13 protein-coding genes are annotated in these 14,741 nt (G+C 58.2%); 8 read left to right on the top strand and 5 right to left on the bottom strand.

From position 1 onward, the window contains the following. Window positions 1–176: 176 nt before the first annotated feature. Genes JJD74_RS16215 through JJD74_RS16225 form a run of 3 tightly spaced genes read right to left on the bottom strand, consistent with a single transcriptional unit; the run spans window position 177 to window position 2,360 of the window. Window positions 177–1,115 carry a FecR family protein gene (locus tag JJD74_RS16215; protein WP_200615479.1) on the bottom strand — a complete coding sequence of 313 codons (939 nt, stop codon included), beginning with the start codon at window positions 1,113–1,115 and terminating at the stop codon, window positions 177–179. Between the two features lie 31 nt (window positions 1,116–1,146). After that, window positions 1,147–1,698: an RNA polymerase sigma factor gene (locus tag JJD74_RS16220; RefSeq protein ID WP_200615481.1), complete on the bottom strand. Its 552-nt coding sequence runs from the start codon at window positions 1,696–1,698 to the stop codon at window positions 1,147–1,149. Continuing rightward, window positions 1,695–2,360: an STN domain-containing protein gene (locus tag JJD74_RS16225; RefSeq protein WP_325166999.1), complete on the bottom strand. Its 666-nt coding sequence runs from the start codon at window positions 2,358–2,360 to the stop codon at window positions 1,695–1,697. The genes JJD74_RS16220 and JJD74_RS16225 overlap by 4 nt, the downstream gene beginning before the upstream one ends. A gap of 207 nt (window positions 2,361–2,567) precedes the next feature. Here JJD74_RS16225 and JJD74_RS16230 point away from each other — a divergent pair, with 207 nt between their 5' ends. After that, complete coding sequence (locus JJD74_RS16230; RefSeq protein ID WP_200615484.1) at window positions 2,568–2,882, top strand: hypothetical protein; 315 nt, start codon at window positions 2,568–2,570, stop codon at window positions 2,880–2,882. Window positions 2,883–3,043: 161 nt separating this feature from the next. On the opposite strand, the gene JJD74_RS16235 is transcribed toward JJD74_RS16230, so the two are convergent. Beyond that, window positions 3,044–3,484: a carboxymuconolactone decarboxylase family protein gene (locus JJD74_RS16235; RefSeq protein ID WP_200615487.1), complete on the bottom strand. Its 441-nt coding sequence runs from the start codon at window positions 3,482–3,484 to the stop codon at window positions 3,044–3,046. A 335-nt stretch (window positions 3,485–3,819) separates the two neighbouring features. On the opposite strand from JJD74_RS16235, the gene pdxR reads away from it, so the two are divergent. The 5 genes from pdxR (at window position 3,820) to JJD74_RS16260 (ending at window position 8,071) form a co-directional block, all read left to right on the top strand. Then, complete coding sequence (gene pdxR, locus JJD74_RS16240) at window positions 3,820–5,253, top strand: MocR-like pyridoxine biosynthesis transcription factor PdxR (RefSeq protein WP_200615490.1); 1,434 nt, start codon at window positions 3,820–3,822, stop codon at window positions 5,251–5,253. A 123-nt stretch (window positions 5,254–5,376) separates the two neighbouring features. Beyond that, window positions 5,377–5,670 carry a putative quinol monooxygenase gene (locus JJD74_RS16245; protein ID WP_200615492.1) on the top strand — a complete coding sequence of 98 codons (294 nt, stop codon included), beginning with the start codon at window positions 5,377–5,379 and terminating at the stop codon, window positions 5,668–5,670. A gap of 236 nt (window positions 5,671–5,906) precedes the next feature. Then, window positions 5,907–6,317, top strand: a complete 411-nt coding sequence (locus JJD74_RS16250; RefSeq protein ID WP_200615494.1) for a cupin domain-containing protein — start codon at window positions 5,907–5,909, stop codon at window positions 6,315–6,317. Window positions 6,318–6,534: 217 nt separating this feature from the next. Next, window positions 6,535–7,230 carry an ATPase gene (locus tag JJD74_RS16255; protein ID WP_200615496.1) on the top strand — a complete coding sequence of 232 codons (696 nt, stop codon included), beginning with the start codon at window positions 6,535–6,537 and terminating at the stop codon, window positions 7,228–7,230. Window positions 7,231–7,480: 250 nt separating this feature from the next. Continuing rightward, complete coding sequence (locus tag JJD74_RS16260) at window positions 7,481–8,071, top strand: hypothetical protein (RefSeq protein ID WP_115147056.1); 591 nt, start codon at window positions 7,481–7,483, stop codon at window positions 8,069–8,071. 145 nt (window positions 8,072–8,216) lie between these two features. Here JJD74_RS16260 and JJD74_RS16265 read toward each other — a convergent pair whose 3' ends face one another. After that, entirely contained in the window at window positions 8,217–13,124 is a 4,908-nt protein-coding gene (locus JJD74_RS16265) for an NAD-glutamate dehydrogenase (RefSeq protein ID WP_047301642.1), read from the bottom strand. Window positions 13,125–13,629: 505 nt separating this feature from the next. Between JJD74_RS16265 and JJD74_RS16270 the strand changes: the two genes are divergently transcribed. Together JJD74_RS16270 and JJD74_RS31135 are read left to right on the top strand one after the other, a co-directional pair. Further along, window positions 13,630–13,983 carry a hypothetical protein gene (locus JJD74_RS16270; protein ID WP_200615498.1) on the top strand — a complete coding sequence of 118 codons (354 nt, stop codon included), beginning with the start codon at window positions 13,630–13,632 and terminating at the stop codon, window positions 13,981–13,983. 686 nt (window positions 13,984–14,669) lie between these two features. Beyond that, window positions 14,670–14,741: helix-turn-helix domain-containing protein (locus JJD74_RS31135; protein ID WP_146469857.1), on the top strand; the 72-nt coding region annotated here is incomplete at its 3' end.

Genomic DNA, 14,741 nt, shown 5'->3' on the forward strand with positions numbered 1-14,741 from the left:
GATTCCGGAGCGAAGGAACCCCGAGCTTTAGCGAGCGGGCCGGACGTTGGAGCAAGCCTTTTTGGTTACTTTTTTCTGGGCCGGCATTCCGGGCGTCTGGAAAAAGTGAACCGCCGTAAGGGCGGAACCCTGGGCCGCCGTTACCACAGCAACGGATATGTACCCAATCAAACCCACTAGCTCAAAACAACGACTCCGCCCGGCAGCTCGGTGCATTTAACGCCATAGGCATCGCGAATCAGCATCGCGACGCCAGCGAGTTGATCAAGACTGAACCGCGCCTGAACCCGGCGTTGGCCAAGCTCACGGTTGAGCAGCAGCAACATCCCCGGCCGATACCGATTAATCTCATCAATCATCTCGCTCAGCGTCGCACCGTTAAACACCAACACCTGCTGCCGCCAATTCATCACCGCCGCCGTATCAACGCTCTGCACACTGCCAACCCGTCGCGCGTCATAAGTCACTTGCTGCCCCGGCTCCAGGCGTAAGCTGCGACCTTCCACGTCGACTTCCACCGCGCCATCAAGGCAGGTCACGCAAACTTGCTGATCAGTGTTGCGCAAGTTGAAACGAGCCTGACTGGCGCGCAACCACCCTCCTCCAGCCTGCATCGCCAAGGGCAAGCGCGCCGTCTGCACCTCGACTTCACCACTAACCAGTTCAAAACCCTGCACACCGTCAGACACTGCACGCTGATTGATCCGCGTCTGGGTATTCAGCTCCAGGCTCACACCCTGCGCCGGTTCGACGCGACGCTGCTGGCCGACTTCGGTGATGTAGTCGGCACCGAGCCCTTCGAAGCCACCGGGGATGGTCCCGCGCACCAGCAAAAACGCCGCCGATGCGGCAATGGCGCCGCCGAGAAAGGCGCGTCGCCCAAACCCACGTGGTGCCTGCAAACCTTGCGCCGCCGGTTGCAACAAATGCCACAGCGCTTTGGCGTCCTCAAAGGCGCGGGCATGCTCGGCGCTCTGCGCGCACCATTCGCGCAGTGCACGGGCATCGGCCACGGTGGCGCGGCCGGAGGTCAGCAGGACCAGCCAGTCGCGGGCTTCACTGTGCAGATTGTCGGCCGCCGATGGCTCGGCAGGTGTCAGTCGAAAGATGTTCAAACGCGCAGATTCTCAACGAATTGATCGGGCACTATTCAGAAGACGGTTTTCCGGCCCCGCGACCGAACCGCTGAAACACTTTTCTTTCCAGTTTCGCTGCGCAGAAGCCCAACGCGGCCTTGATTTCCTTCTCGACCATGCGCGTGGAAATGCCGAAGCGCTGGGAGATTTCCAGGTGCGGCGCCTCTTCCAGACGCGCCGCGATGAAGATCTTCCGGCGCCGTGCCGGCAGTTCGTACAACGCACTGAGCAGCGACTGGATTTCCTTCTGCCCGCCCACCACCCGCGCAGGATCCAGCGCTTCATCGCCGACTTGCAGCAGCTCCTCGACTTCCTCGCCGGTGAGCAGCCGCGCATCGGCCTGACGCCGGTCTGCGGCGATGTTCAGGGCCATGCGATAGAGGTAGGCGTTCGGCCGCAGCAGGTTCGGCGGCGTCTCCATGCGGTCGACCCGCAGGTAGGTTTCGTGCAGCACGTCGTTGGCCAGATCCTCCGAACCGAGACGCCTGCGCAGGCGCACCCGAAAGTCCTCGTAGGACGTCAGGAACAGTTGGACCATCGAACCTTGTCCGGTGTCTTTCATCCCCCGGAAACTCCTTCCCATTTAGTGCATTCCATGCGTTTTCCTGACGACTCCGGTAACAACAGCAACGTGACCGGCTGACGCAAGGCACTGGGCGTCGGCCGGTCGATCCTGAGATTGCGAAAGCTTTCCACCAGCGCGGTATCGCGCCGTACATCTCCGGTCGAAGTAAGCAACCGGTTGTGTTGCACCACGCCGTCGCGCCCCACCCACACCTGCAGCACCGCGCGGTAATTGCCCGGGCGGGTCAGCGGCGAACGACACAGGTTGCGCTCGATGGCGGTTTGCACTGCCGTGGCGTAACTGCGGTTGACCGCGATGCTGGCGGGGGTCGGTTTTTCCAGCGTCGCCGGCACATCCTCGACCTGCGCCACTTGCAAGGTGAATGCATCGTCACGGGCATAGCGCGCCATCAAGCCACTGCCACCGAGTAACCGGCGCAGAGCGTCCGCCGCGGTGTATTCGCCATAAACCGCCAAGGAACGTCTGCCGCGACTCAATTGGCTGTCGACCAGCACTGCAACCCCCGTGGCGCGGCTGTACTGATCCAGCGCCCCGGCCAGATCCTGCGCGGGAATATGCAGCGTCATGCGCAGGTCCGCCGGCACGGGCGCTGCTTTCGCATTGCCTGCCAGCAAGCCAAGCAGCAGCCCCAGCGTGATCTGGCGCACAAGTGTCGTTGAACGCTGAAGACCGTCCCTGGAACTGCCTCGCTGCACGGCCGACGTATCCCTGAAAATCGTCATCCTGAGGGCTGTTTATGAATCTGGTGTGACGGGCGGTGCAAAAAAACCATCACGGGAATTGCGCACGGCGTGCACTAGACTCATTCCATAGCGCGGCCCCTTCGGGTCGGCCAGGAGGCCTGCATGAAATCATTGTGGAAAATCACCTTCGGCGGACTGTTGCTGAGCCTGTTCGCCAGTGCCCACGCCGAGCAGCGGCTGGGTTGCGTGGATGTGACGGTCGGTGGCTACAAGGCACCGAATTACGATTGCCTGAGTCAGCAGATGGGCAACAACCCGGAAGGCGCGGCGGCGGCGCAGAAGAATCAAGAAGCGCTGAACGTGCCAGTGAACAAACGGCCGCCGAATCAGGTTGGCCTGGCAACACCGGCGGCGACCAGCACGCGGATGGGCAATACGTTTGGATCGTCGGTGAAACCGCAGCGCCCACCTCAGTGACATTGATGAACCGATGACACCAATGACACCAATGACACCAATGACACCAAGGTAGGAGCTGCCGAAGGCTGCGATCTTTTGACTTTGCCTTTAAAAACAAAATCAAAAGATCGCAGCCTTCGGCAGCTCCTACATTGACTGTGCTCATGCTCCGGATGGTGCTAATCGCTGGGGGTTTGGCGAAAGCTCACCGCCAGACGATTCCAGCTGTTGATGGTGGTCACGGCCACCGTCAGGTCGACCAGTTCGCCTTCGTTGAATTGCTCGCGTGCCAGTTGATAGACGTCGTCCGGCACATGACTTTCCGAGAGCAACGTCACCGCCTCGGCCCACGCCAGCGCCGCGCGTTCGCGGGGGTTGAAGAAGTCGCTGTCGCGCCAGACCGCAATCGCATACAACCGCCGATCACTCTCCCCCGCCCGCCGCGCATCCACCGAATGCATGTCGGTACAGAACGCGCAGCCGTTGAGCTGCGATGCGCGGATCCGGATAAGTTGCAGCAACGGCTGCTCGATGCTCAAGTTACCGGTCAGTGCCTCCATGGCAATCATGGCTTTCATGGCCTTGGGCGAAGCGTTGTAGTAATCCAGGCGCGGGGACATGGGGGATCTCGGGAAGCGCAATAGTGACCTCAAGGTATGCGCTGCCACAGCGCCGTTACAGCCCCAATTCCACGAAAATTGGCTACACCACTAATTGGAGCAATGGTGTTTCACACAAAAAAAGCAGACACCGCAGATCCCTGTGGGAGCGGGCTTGCCCGCGATGACGTCGGCACATCCTACGAAAATGTCGCCTTATGTACCGCTATCGCGGGCAAGCCCGCTCCCACAGGGATCTAGGCCAATTTCGGGTTTTTGTGGTGCGCAACTATTGCCGACCACGCAACAGCGGTAATCTGCCCGGCACACCAAATAGCCCCCGGAGCCTCGTCGGTATGGAACTTCACGTCGTGATCAACGGCCGCAAGGATCTTGCCGGTCAGTTGTATCAGCAACTGCGCGAGGCCATCGAATCCGGGCGCCTTGCCGCCGGCACGCAGCTACCGCCCAGCCGTCTGCTGGCCGAACAACTGGGCATCTCGCGCAAGACCATTTCCGACACCTACGCGCAGTTGACGTACGAAAACTTCCTCACCGGCGTGATCGGCAAAGGCACCTACGTCAATGCGCGCCCGGCGCAAGTCCTGCGCAAGCAAAGCCACACCGAGCTGGCCGGTGCAGAGGTGATCGAGAGTTGGCGCAACTTGCCGGTGTTCCTGCGCCATCCGACGCTGCAAGGTTCGCTGCGCTACGACTTCATCGGTGGCGCCACCAGCAAGGGCCAGTTCCCCCATGACGACTGGCGCCGCTGCGTCTCCCACGCGATGCGCCAGATGGCCGCGTCCAAAGGTTTCTACAGCGTGCCCGAAGGCCTGCCGGCGCTGCGCAATGCGATTGCCCGGCACATCGCGTTTTCTCGCGGGGTCAACTGTCAGGACGAAGACATCGTGGCGTGCAACGGCGCGCAACAGGCGCTGGACCTGATCACTCGCGTGTTGATCAGCCCCGGCAGCCTGGTGGCGATGGAAGATCCCGGTTATCCGCCGGCACGTCTGTTGTTCGGCACCCATGGCGCCGAGGTGGTCGGTGTTCCCGTTGATGCCGAGGGGATACAGGTTGAACACATCCCTGATGGCACGCGGCTGATTTATGTCACGCCGTCGCACCAGTTTCCGCTGAGCATGCCAATGAGCCCGGCGCGCCGCGAAGCCTTGCTGGCTCGCGCGCATGAACTGGGGGCGATCATCATCGAGGACGACTACGACAGCGAATTTCGCTATGAAGGGCGTCCGACCGATTCGCTGCATAGCCTCGACCAGCGCGGCATTGTTGCTTACGTCGGCACCTTCTCAAAGACCCTGCTGCCGGAGCTGCGCTTGGGTTACGCGATCCTGCCGCCATCGATCCTCGAAGCGGTGATCCGCGCCAAGCAACTCACCGATCTGCATGCCTCGACCCTGCCGCAATGGGCGCTGGCCAAGTTCATCGCCGAGGGCTGCCTGCTCAAACACATCCGCCGCTGCCACACCATTTACGCCCAGCGGCGCGAACGGATTCTGGCGCGCATGGCCAGCGATCTGTCGCCGTGGCTCGAGGCCGTGCCGCCCAGTGCCGGGTTTCATATGGCCGCGTTGTGCAAAGTACCGATCGACCTGCCGCTGGTGATCGAACTGGCGAAAAAAGTCGAGGTCGGGCTGTATTCCATCGACGGTTTCTATTACCAGCAGCCAGTGCGCAGCGGTTTGTATTTCGGCTTCGGCGCTATCGAGACCCTCGACATCGATATCGCCCTGGATCGCCTGCGCGACATTCTGCAACAAGTTGCCTGAATGATTGGTCTCGGCGATTAACCGCCGATTGGTTATTGGTGATCGACAGGGGCAGGCCTATTCTGCACAGGCGTTATCCCTCAATGAGCAGGATTCGTCCGGCCTGATTCAGGAGTGTGAGTAATGTCCAACGAAGTGATCAACACGGTGCAACTGCAGGCTACCGCCGGCCGCTCGGATGAGCTGGGCAGGCAACTGCAGAAGATCGTCGACACCCTGCGCGAAACGCCGGGCTGCGATTCCTATCTGGTCGACCGCTGCCCCGAAGACAACCACCGCTGGACGGTCAGTGCGCGATGGCAGTCGGAGGCGGCGATGCAGGCGCATTTCAACCGGCCCGAGGCGCAGGGGTTTATCGACCTGATCGACAGTCGATTGGCCAACAGTGTGGATTTCAACAGCTTTCCGATCGTCTGATCTGGCCCCTTCGCGAGCAGGCTCGCTCCCACAGGTTCTTGGTTGCTCATATATTTTGAGTACAACCCATACCCCTGTGGGAGCGAGCCTGCTCGCGAAGGCGTTTTCCGACGTACCGATACGCTTTCTGACACGCTGCCAATTGGTCACCCAATCTTCCCGAATATTGGCCGTTTGCATGCCCCTTTGCGCGGACTACTGTGATCAGCACCCCCAATCATCACAGGTAACCCGCCATGAAAGCCCTGCCCCTGTTCACCGCTGCCCTGACCCTGACCCTGAGCCTTTGCGCTTCTGCCGCTTTCGCTCATAACCCATCCGAGAAAATCACCGTCCTGCAAGACCAGATGTTGAAAAACGTCCCCGGCAAAAAAGCCATGATGATCGAAGTCGATTACAAACCGGGCCAGTCGTCCATCGCCCACAAACACGAGGGCACTGCCATGGCCTATGTGCTGGAGGGCGAGGTGATTTCCCAGGTCAAGGGCGAAGAAGCAGTCACTTACAAGAAGGGTCAGTTCTGGTACGAACCGGCCGGCTCCGAACATCTGCTGTCGAAAAATGCCAGCCAAAGCAAACCGGCGAAGTTGCTGGTGTTCATGGTGCTGGCCCCGGATGAACAGGTGTTGATCCCGCTGAAAAACTGATGGCTGTTTAGTCAGCCATAAATAAAAAGGCGCAAATCGACAATCGGCGCCTTTTTATTTCCCGCAGTAATTACCCGCAACGGGTTACAGCAAATGAAACTATTCAAGTCGTTTTAACCCGGCAAAGGGTCAGCTCGGTGGGTTTAGTCTGGATCAACTGTCGCCATGAACGACATTGAAAACTTTCCGACTGATGTTGTTTCACGGGAGAAACACCATGAAACTTGCGCTCACCAGTGTATTAGCGATATCGGTTCTAGCCCTGTCAGCCTGTTCGATTCCCACCGCCCCCAGAGCGGTTTCATCACTGGACACTCTGCTTCCTCACCCAACCGGCCGCAGCAGCGCCACCCTGGTAAAAAGTGGCCCCGGCGTTTCGCTCGGCGTGGTCTACAGCCCGAGCACCCAGACCAACCGCGAATACCTGCGCGACTATCAGGCCAACGCCGGCACCGGCTTCGGCCAAAGCCTGCTGGTGCAATCGATCCATGACGCCTACGTCGCCAGTTCGAAACCGGACATGGCGGTGGACTGGGTCAATGCCTCCCTGCAGCGTCAGTTCGGCTCGGTGACGGTGTATCCCGACATGCAGAGCCTGCGTGCGGCCAAGCCTGATGTGGTAGCCATCGTCGATACCCATAGCCAATTGATCACGTCACGCAGTTCCGACATCAAGGCCGACGTCAGCGCCGATTTTTATGACGCCCAGTTAAGCTATATCGCAACGGCAAAGGGCTCCGCGGCAAGAGAACTGACACCACTCTGGGCGGACTTCAAACGTTCGGAAGAAATTGTTGCGGATATTAATCAGCAGCAGGATGTGCAAACAAGCGCTCTGAAAAAATTCGACCAATCGCTAAACAACGTGTTGAAACCCGCTGCAAATACCGTATCAATGCTGCAAAACAACTAACGCCACCGTTAACAGGCAACGCCTCTGCCTAGATGATAAGCAGAGGCAATGCTTTTTAACGCGCGCAACATCACCAAAGAATCCGTAACCCGATTGCACTACGTCATTTCTTTACCAGTTATTCCAAACCGCTAATGCAATCTTCACTCGCGCAATAACAAGTAACCGTTCCAGGCTTTTAAAAAACTCAATGAATTGCATACTGTCGATGCAATACAGAACTTAAACCCAACCAAACAAGGACGAACCCATGGGTATTTCGAATAGCCGATCTTTTCTGGCAAAAATCAAATTCGATGATGCTGACATCGTATTCTTCGACAAACATCCTTTCGGCAAAAACTACGAGTTCCGCAAGAGCCACATCACTACATCCCACGGCCCCGAAAAATCCGGTGACGCCCTGGCCAGCTACTCTCCAGCGAGGTGGGATGGCCCGGACTACGCTTACTTTATTGGCCACGACGATTACACGTACAAGATACAATTCCGCAGCGGCACAAACCATGCGTTGTATCTCGGTGCCGGTGTCAAAATCGGCTATCCTCTCGGAGCCTTCACGGAATCGAACACCACAGGTTCTTTCGCACTGTTCGATGCCAATTTGAATGTCGTCACCTTGGATGACATTACAACAAACAATGCCAGCGTTTATTTGAAATTGAATCAGGGCGATTTCATTAAAAGGCAAGTGCTCGACGATAAGGTCTACACTTTTAGCGGGCAACAGGGGACTCTGGTCAAACTCAACATTGAAATCGTCGAACGCGGTTTTGATGACTTGGCGAACTACGGATTCTCGCGCTCGGCGCAACAATTCCTGAGACTGGATTCGAATTAAAGTTCGGTTTTTTCGAATGAAGGAGCAGTCGACGCGTAATAGCATCGACTGTATCCGAGAGATTTCCGCGGCTGCACTTGTTGAGTCCGCATAAACAAAAAAGCCCCGCATCTCACGATGCGGGGCTTTTTCATTCAGTTGCCGATCAGACAGCCGGCTCGAGCTCGGCGTTGGCCGGGGTCGTTGTCGGTGCAGGAACGACTGCCTGGCCGCTCAACGCCAGATCCAGCAGTTCACGGTTGGCGACTGCATACATGGCGTAGTCAGTGCCGCTCGCGGCACGGATTTCCACCAGCATGGCGCGCCAGCGCGAGATCATGCTTTCGTGCTGCGCCATCCACAGCGCCAGACGTGTTTCCACGTCCTGAGTGCCGTCGCCCTGTTGCAGGACAGAGATGGTGATCGCACGTTGCTGCCAGTCCACATCATCACGGAACGCTTCACGGGCCAGCGCCTGCCAGTTGTTTTCAACCGGCAGAGCACTGATCTGTTGCAGGTACCAGGTGATGTCCAGCGCACTGCCCACGGCGAAGTAGGCCTTGGCCACTTCGGCAGGGTTCTGGCCAGTCACGTCGGACGCTTCGATGATCGGCAGCAGGGTGTACAGGTGCGAGGTGCCCGCAACCATACGCGCCAGCAACTCCGGTACACCGGCTGCAACGTAAGCCTGATAACGCGCCTGCCAGTTTTCACGGATTTCGCCGCTCAGCAGTTCGTCGAGTTTCAGACCCAGCTCTTTCAGGTGCGGACCGAAATGCGCGACGTCACGGGCAGCGTTCTGCTCGTTACGACGGGCACGCAGGAACCAGCGAGTGGCACGGCGACCCAGACGCATCAGCTCGTCCATCAGCTCCAGCTGTACGTCAGCGGAAACCTGATAGTCCAGCGCTTCGATCTGACGGAACCAGTGCGGGAGGTGGAAGATGTCGCGCACGATCACATAAGCGCCAGCCACGTTCGCCGGGCTCATGCCGGTCGACTCTTTGAGTCGTTGAACGAAGGTGATGCCCATGTGGTTGACCAGATCGTTGGCGATCTGGGTGCTGACGATCTCGCGCTTCAGGCGGTGACGACGCATGGCTTCGGAGAACTTGCTGACCAGGGTCGGCGGGAACGCCGTTTCCATGTCGCGGGTCAGGTAATCATCGTCCGGCACCTGGGAGCCCAGCAGCTGCTCCTTGAGGTCGATCTTGCTGTAGGAGATCAGCACCGACAGCTCAGGACGTGTCAGGCCGTGGCCCTCAGCGATACGCTCAGCCAGTTGCTCTTCGGTCGGCAGGAACTCGATGGCACGGTCCAGCTTGCCACGGCCTTCCAGATCGCCCATCAGACGCTTGTACTCAGCGATGCGCTCATACGCACGACGCGCTGCCAGGGACAAGGCCTGAGTCTGCTTGTAGTTGTTGCCCAGCACCAGATTGCCGACTTCGTCGGTCATGCTCGCCAGCAACTGGTTGCGTTGCTTGTCGGTCATGTCACCGGCCTGAACCACTTCGTTCAGCAGGATCTTGATGTTCACTTCGTGGTCGGAGCAGTCCACACCACCGGCGTTGTCGATGAAGTCGGTGTTGGAGCCGCCGCCATTGAGGCCGAATTCCACACGACCCAGCTGGGTCATGCCGAGGTTACCGCCCTCGCCCACAACTTTGCAGCGCAGTTCGTTGCCATTCACGCGCAGCGCATCGTTGGCCTTGTCGCCTACATCGGCGTGGCTTTCGGTGCTGGCCTTGACGTAAGTACCAATGCCGCCGTTCCACAGCAGGTCCACCGGCGCCTTGAGCAAGGCGTTCAGCAGCTCGGTCGGGGTCAGCTTGTCAGCCTTGATGTCGAAGCGTTCCTGCATCTGCGGGGAAATAGCGATGCTCTTCGCGCTACGCGAGAAGATACCGCCACCTTCGGACATGATGCTGGTGTCGTAATCGGTCCAGGCCGAACGCGGCAGGTCGAACATGCGCTGACGCTCGACGAAGCTGGTCGCCGGATTCGGATTCGGGTCGATGAAGATGTGCAGGTGGTTGAACGCAGCAACCAGTTGCAGCTTGTCCGACATCAACAGACCGTTACCGAACACGTCACCGGCCATGTCGCCGACGCCAACCACAGTGATGCTGTCTTCCTGAACATTGATGCCGCGCTCGCGGAAGTGGCGCTGTACGCCAACCCACGCGCCTTTAGCGGTGATGCCCATTTTCTTGTGGTCGTAACCGGCCGAACCACCGGAGGCAAACGCGTCACCCAGCCAGAAGCCGTAGTCGATGGCGATGCCGTTGGCGATGTCGGAGAAGGTTGCAGTGCCCTTGTCCGCTGCGACGACCAGGTACGGGTCGTCATCGTCGTGGCGAACCACGTTCAATGGCGGAACCAGCGTGCCGTCTTTCAGGTTGTCGGTGATGTCCAACAGACCGGAAATGAAGATGCGGTAGCAGGCGATGCCTTCGGCCGCGATCTCGTCACGGCTGCCGCCCAGTGGCAGACGACGCGGCAGGAAACCGCCCTTCGCACCCACCGGCACGATGACCGAGTTCTTCACTTGCTGGGCTTTTACCAGGCCGAGGACTTCAGTACGGAAGTCTTCTTCACGGTCGGACCAGCGCAGACCACCGCGAGCAACGTTGCCGAAGCGCAGGTGCACGCCTTCAACGCGTGGCGAGTAAACGAAGATTTCGAACTTCGGTACTGGCTTCGGCAGCTCTGGAATTGCGTGCGGGTTGAACTTGAAGCTGAAGTACGACTTGTTCTGGCCGTTGGCATCAGTCTGGTAGAAGTTGGTACGCAGCGTGGCTTTGATCAGGTCGAGGTAACGACGCAGGATGCGGTCTTCGTTGAGTACCTGAACGTCGTCCAGTGCCGTCAGAATCGCTTGTTCCAGACGCTGTTGCTTGTCTTCCAGGTCGTCTTCGCTGAGCTTGCGCGCCAGATAGAAGCGGGTTTTGAACAACCGGGTCAGTTCGCGAGCGATGTCGGTGTGGTTGTTCAGGGTGCTGGCGATGTAACCCAGATCGAAGCCCAGACGAATCTGCTTCAGGTAACGGGCGTAGGCACGCAGCAGCGCCACGTCGCGCCACGGCAGGCCGGCGGTCAGTACCAGACGGTTGAACGCATCGTTCTCGGCTTCGCCTCGCACGATGTGGACGAAGGCGTCCTGCAGGGTGTCGTTGAGTTGCTGGATGTCGAGGTCCAGACCTTCAGCGGCCGTGAACGCGAAATCGTGAATCCAGAACTCGCGGCCATTGGTGTGACGCAGGCGATACGGGAATTCACCCAGAACGCGCAGACCAAGGTTTTCCAGAATCGGCAGCACGTCGGACAGTGCCAGCGGCGTGTCGGCGTGATACAGCTTGCAATGCAACTCGCGCTGGCCGGAAACCTGACCCAGCGGCTGATAGAAACTCATCACCAGCGGATTTTTTTCGTTCAGGCTCAGCAGGTGCTGCATGTCGACCACGGCCGAATGCGCAGCGAAACGCTCGCGGTAGCCGGCCGGGAAGCCTTTCGGGAAGTCAGCCAGCACATTGGTGCCGTGGGCTTCGCCGAAGCTTTCGACGGTCAGTGCGGCATAGTCGTCCTGCCAGCTGCGGCAGGCCTGAACCACTTCTTTTTCCAGCAGCACCGTGTCGATGTCGAGACGGTTTTTCGGATCGACACGCAGGATCAACTGCACGCGCGCCAGTACCGACTCGGAGAAGAACGTCCAGAATTCGCAGTCGGATGCCTTCAGACGTTCCATCAGTACTTGCTGGATCTTCTGGCGAACTTCGGTGGAATAGATGTCGCGCGGCACGTAGGCCAGGCAGTAGCAGAAACGACCGTACGGGTCTTTGCGCAGGAACACGCGGATCTTGTTACGTTCCTGGATCTGCACGATCGACATCACGGTAGTGAACAGTTCGTCGACCGGGGTCTGGAACAGATCATCACGCGGCAGTACTTCGAGCACCTGCGCCAGTTCCTTGCCCAGGTGAGCCTTGGACTGGAAGCCGGAGCGGTGTTCGATTTCTTCGACCTTGCGGCGGATGAACGGGATGACCCGCACGCTCTCGCCATACACCGAAGAGGTGTACAGGCCCATGAAACGGTGTTCTTTGATGACTTTGCCGTCGGCGTCGATTTCACGGATCGACACGTAGTCCGGGTAGGCCGGACGGTGCACACGGCTTGGGTGCGCAGCCTTGGCGAACGACAGCAGGGTCGGTTCGCGCAGGTAGCTCACGGCGTAGTCTTCGATGCGCAGGTCATCGTAGGTCAGGCCGGTGCGCAGCAGCTTGGTCAGGCCGAGGAAGGAGTTCTGGTCGTACTCGATGTGGCCGCCGTCGGCCTGATTGGTGACCACGAACTCTTCGTAGCCCAGGAAGGTGAAGTGGTTACCCACCAGCCATTCCAGGAAGCTCTTGATTTCGTTCTTCTCGTCGGCATCGACGACGAATGCGCTGGTGTCGAGCTTGGCGAGGAGTTCCTGCACCTTGGCTTTCATCGGTTCAAAATCGGCGACCGCAACGCGGACTTCACCGAGAACCTGCTCCAGCTCTTTGCTCAGCACATTCAATTCGGCCGCGTTGGCGCAGCGATCGATTTCCAGGTACATCAGCGATTCGTGCAGTACGCCTTCGCCGGTGCTGCCTTTTGGCAGGATTTCCAGCAACTCGCCCTTGTTGCCACGACGCACGCTGAGCACGGTGGTTTGCAGGGTGTGGATGCTGTAGCCGCGGCGGTTCAGCTCGGTACGGACCGAGTCGACCAGAAATGGCAGGTCATGGTGCAGGACTTCGACCGCGGTGTGGGTCGACTGCCAGCCATGACGCTCGTAATCGGGGTTGTAGACGCGCACTTGCGGTTGCGCGTGATCGAAGCGCTCAAGCAGGCGCCACGCAGAGAGAGTACAGCCAGCGAGGTCGGAGAGGCGACGCTGAGTCAGCTCGTCCAGGGAAATGATGCCGAAGAATTGTTCAGCGAACAGCGCCACTTGTGGCAGTGCCTGTTCACTGATGTGCTGCGCCAGTGCCGCTTGCAGTTGGTGCTGGAAGTCGGCTTTGCTGGCTGCGGTGAAGAACGCCATCTGTGGTACTCCGCTTAAGCTTGTTATTGATGGAAAGCGTCGCGTGCAACACCCCTTTCGGGGCTTGTGTCGCCCTGTTCCTGATTCTCGGGCAGAGGAAACAGGGGGACAGGTGGGTGAAGCTGGACGGGACACTCAGGTCACATTCACCTTCCATGAATGAGCATCTGCAAAAGCGACTGTCCGGGGCTGCCGGCAATGCCTTTACGGGTGCTCATCCGTTGCGCAGCTTAATGGGTGCGACAATGTGTCTGCTTGCGGTGCTGCGACATATTCGGTCATTGGCACGTAAACCAAGGCTCCGGCTGGGTTAAACACTAGCATTCATGGCGCAGAACGTTGGTCTGAATGCCCGGTTTTACGGTACATCCGTGCCAGAAATGACCATTGACCCATGTCGCGTTCACGACACATCCTCTGACACTCTCACATGCAGAAATTCCCGAGGGCTGGCAGAATCGCGCCCAATTGCGACCAACACGCCCTTTGAGGCAGGAATTCCCCCATGCAAATGACCACCGCCCTACTCATCGTCAACCCGTGCGACGACGAAGAAGACAACATGGCCATGCTCTGCTGCCACAGCGACAAGGGCGACATGTTCCTGATGAGCCGCTATCCGGACGAGGATGAGCTGGAGATTACGCTGGATGGCGAGCCTTCGACGCTCGATGGCGTCAAAGTCACCCTGACCTCGACCCTGCTGAAGATCGAGATTGCGGCGGCGGATGCCGATGCGTTGAACGGGGATGATGTGCTGGAGATCAGCTTCAACCCGGACATGGTGGATATGGATGAGGTTGTGGAAACCCTGAAAAACATCCTTGATGGCACCGGGACCTTCGTTAGCGAAATTTGATGGCGTCTGGACGGGCCCCATCGCTGGCAAGCCAGCTCCCACAGGCATCAGCGGTGTGCATGCGATTTATGCAACACAGCGATCCCTGTGGGAGCTGGCTTGCCAGCGATGAGGCCAGAACGGCAAGCTCGATAGTCCCCTGCTACAAAAATCCAATAATCCCCCGAAGCATTTCCCCCACTTTGCGCGAAACATTATTAAACGTTGCAACTCATTGAAGTGAAAAGTTAAAAATCCCCACCTCTTAAAACCGAAAAAACCGTAAGCAACCCCCTACTCAGCAGCAAGAACAATCCCACAGAAGCTTGGGAAATATCGTTGACGATCTCAATTGAAAACCAAATAGCCCACTGTTATTAATAAATCACTTGCATTCCTATCATTGCAAGTGCGCCAACTACCGGTTAGCGCCACATCAATAACAAGGAGTTAATATCATGGGTAAAAAACGTACCGAGATCGGCCCTTGGGATAGTCTTCAGAGATGTTGTATACATCAGATAGTTTTCTGGCTTCTGAAGTGAGCTTCTTTGCCTCACTAACTAACTGACCGACACTACAGGTATTCCGTTACAACTCAAAACGCTGAACAACAACATCACGAACTCAGGCCGAAAACTTTTTTATAGAGGGCGGCGGCGAAAACTGAGTGCAACACCTGACCTTTCCGGTACGGTGCTGTCCCTATGTCTTATTCCGAACTCAGCGTTGAAGAGCGCGCCACCATTCAAATCGGTCATGCCCAAGGTTTCAGCCTG

The sequence above is a fragment of the Pseudomonas sp. MF6776 genome (assembly GCF_016613125.1).
Classification (GTDB): domain Bacteria; phylum Pseudomonadota; class Gammaproteobacteria; order Pseudomonadales; family Pseudomonadaceae; genus Aquipseudomonas; species Aquipseudomonas iridis.

Bases quoted from the DNA above. Each gene is read 5' to 3' on its own strand.
- JJD74_RS16250 (WP_200615494.1), top strand. From the start codon at position 5,907: ATGAAAGCCCTGCCCCTGTTCACCGCTGCCCTGACCCTGACCCTGAGC.
- JJD74_RS16260 (WP_115147056.1), top strand. From the start codon at position 7,481: ATGGGTATTTCGAATAGCCGATCTTTTCTGGCAAAAATCAAATTCGAT.
- JJD74_RS16235 (WP_200615487.1), bottom strand. From the start codon at position 3,484: ATGTCCCCGCGCCTGGATTACTACAACGCTTCGCCCAAGGCCATGAAA.
- JJD74_RS16270 (WP_200615498.1), top strand. From the start codon at position 13,630: ATGCAAATGACCACCGCCCTACTCATCGTCAACCCGTGCGACGACGAA.
- JJD74_RS16245 (WP_200615492.1), top strand. From the start codon at position 5,377: ATGTCCAACGAAGTGATCAACACGGTGCAACTGCAGGCTACCGCCGGC.
- JJD74_RS16255 (WP_200615496.1), top strand. From the start codon at position 6,535: ATGAAACTTGCGCTCACCAGTGTATTAGCGATATCGGTTCTAGCCCTG.
- JJD74_RS16265 (WP_047301642.1), bottom strand. From the start codon at position 13,124: ATGGCGTTCTTCACCGCAGCCAGCAAAGCCGACTTCCAGCACCAACTG.
- pdxR (WP_200615490.1), top strand. From the start codon at position 3,820: ATGGAACTTCACGTCGTGATCAACGGCCGCAAGGATCTTGCCGGTCAG.
- JJD74_RS16220 (WP_200615481.1), bottom strand. From the start codon at position 1,698: ATGAAAGACACCGGACAAGGTTCGATGGTCCAACTGTTCCTGACGTCC.
- JJD74_RS16230 (WP_200615484.1), top strand. From the start codon at position 2,568: ATGAAATCATTGTGGAAAATCACCTTCGGCGGACTGTTGCTGAGCCTG.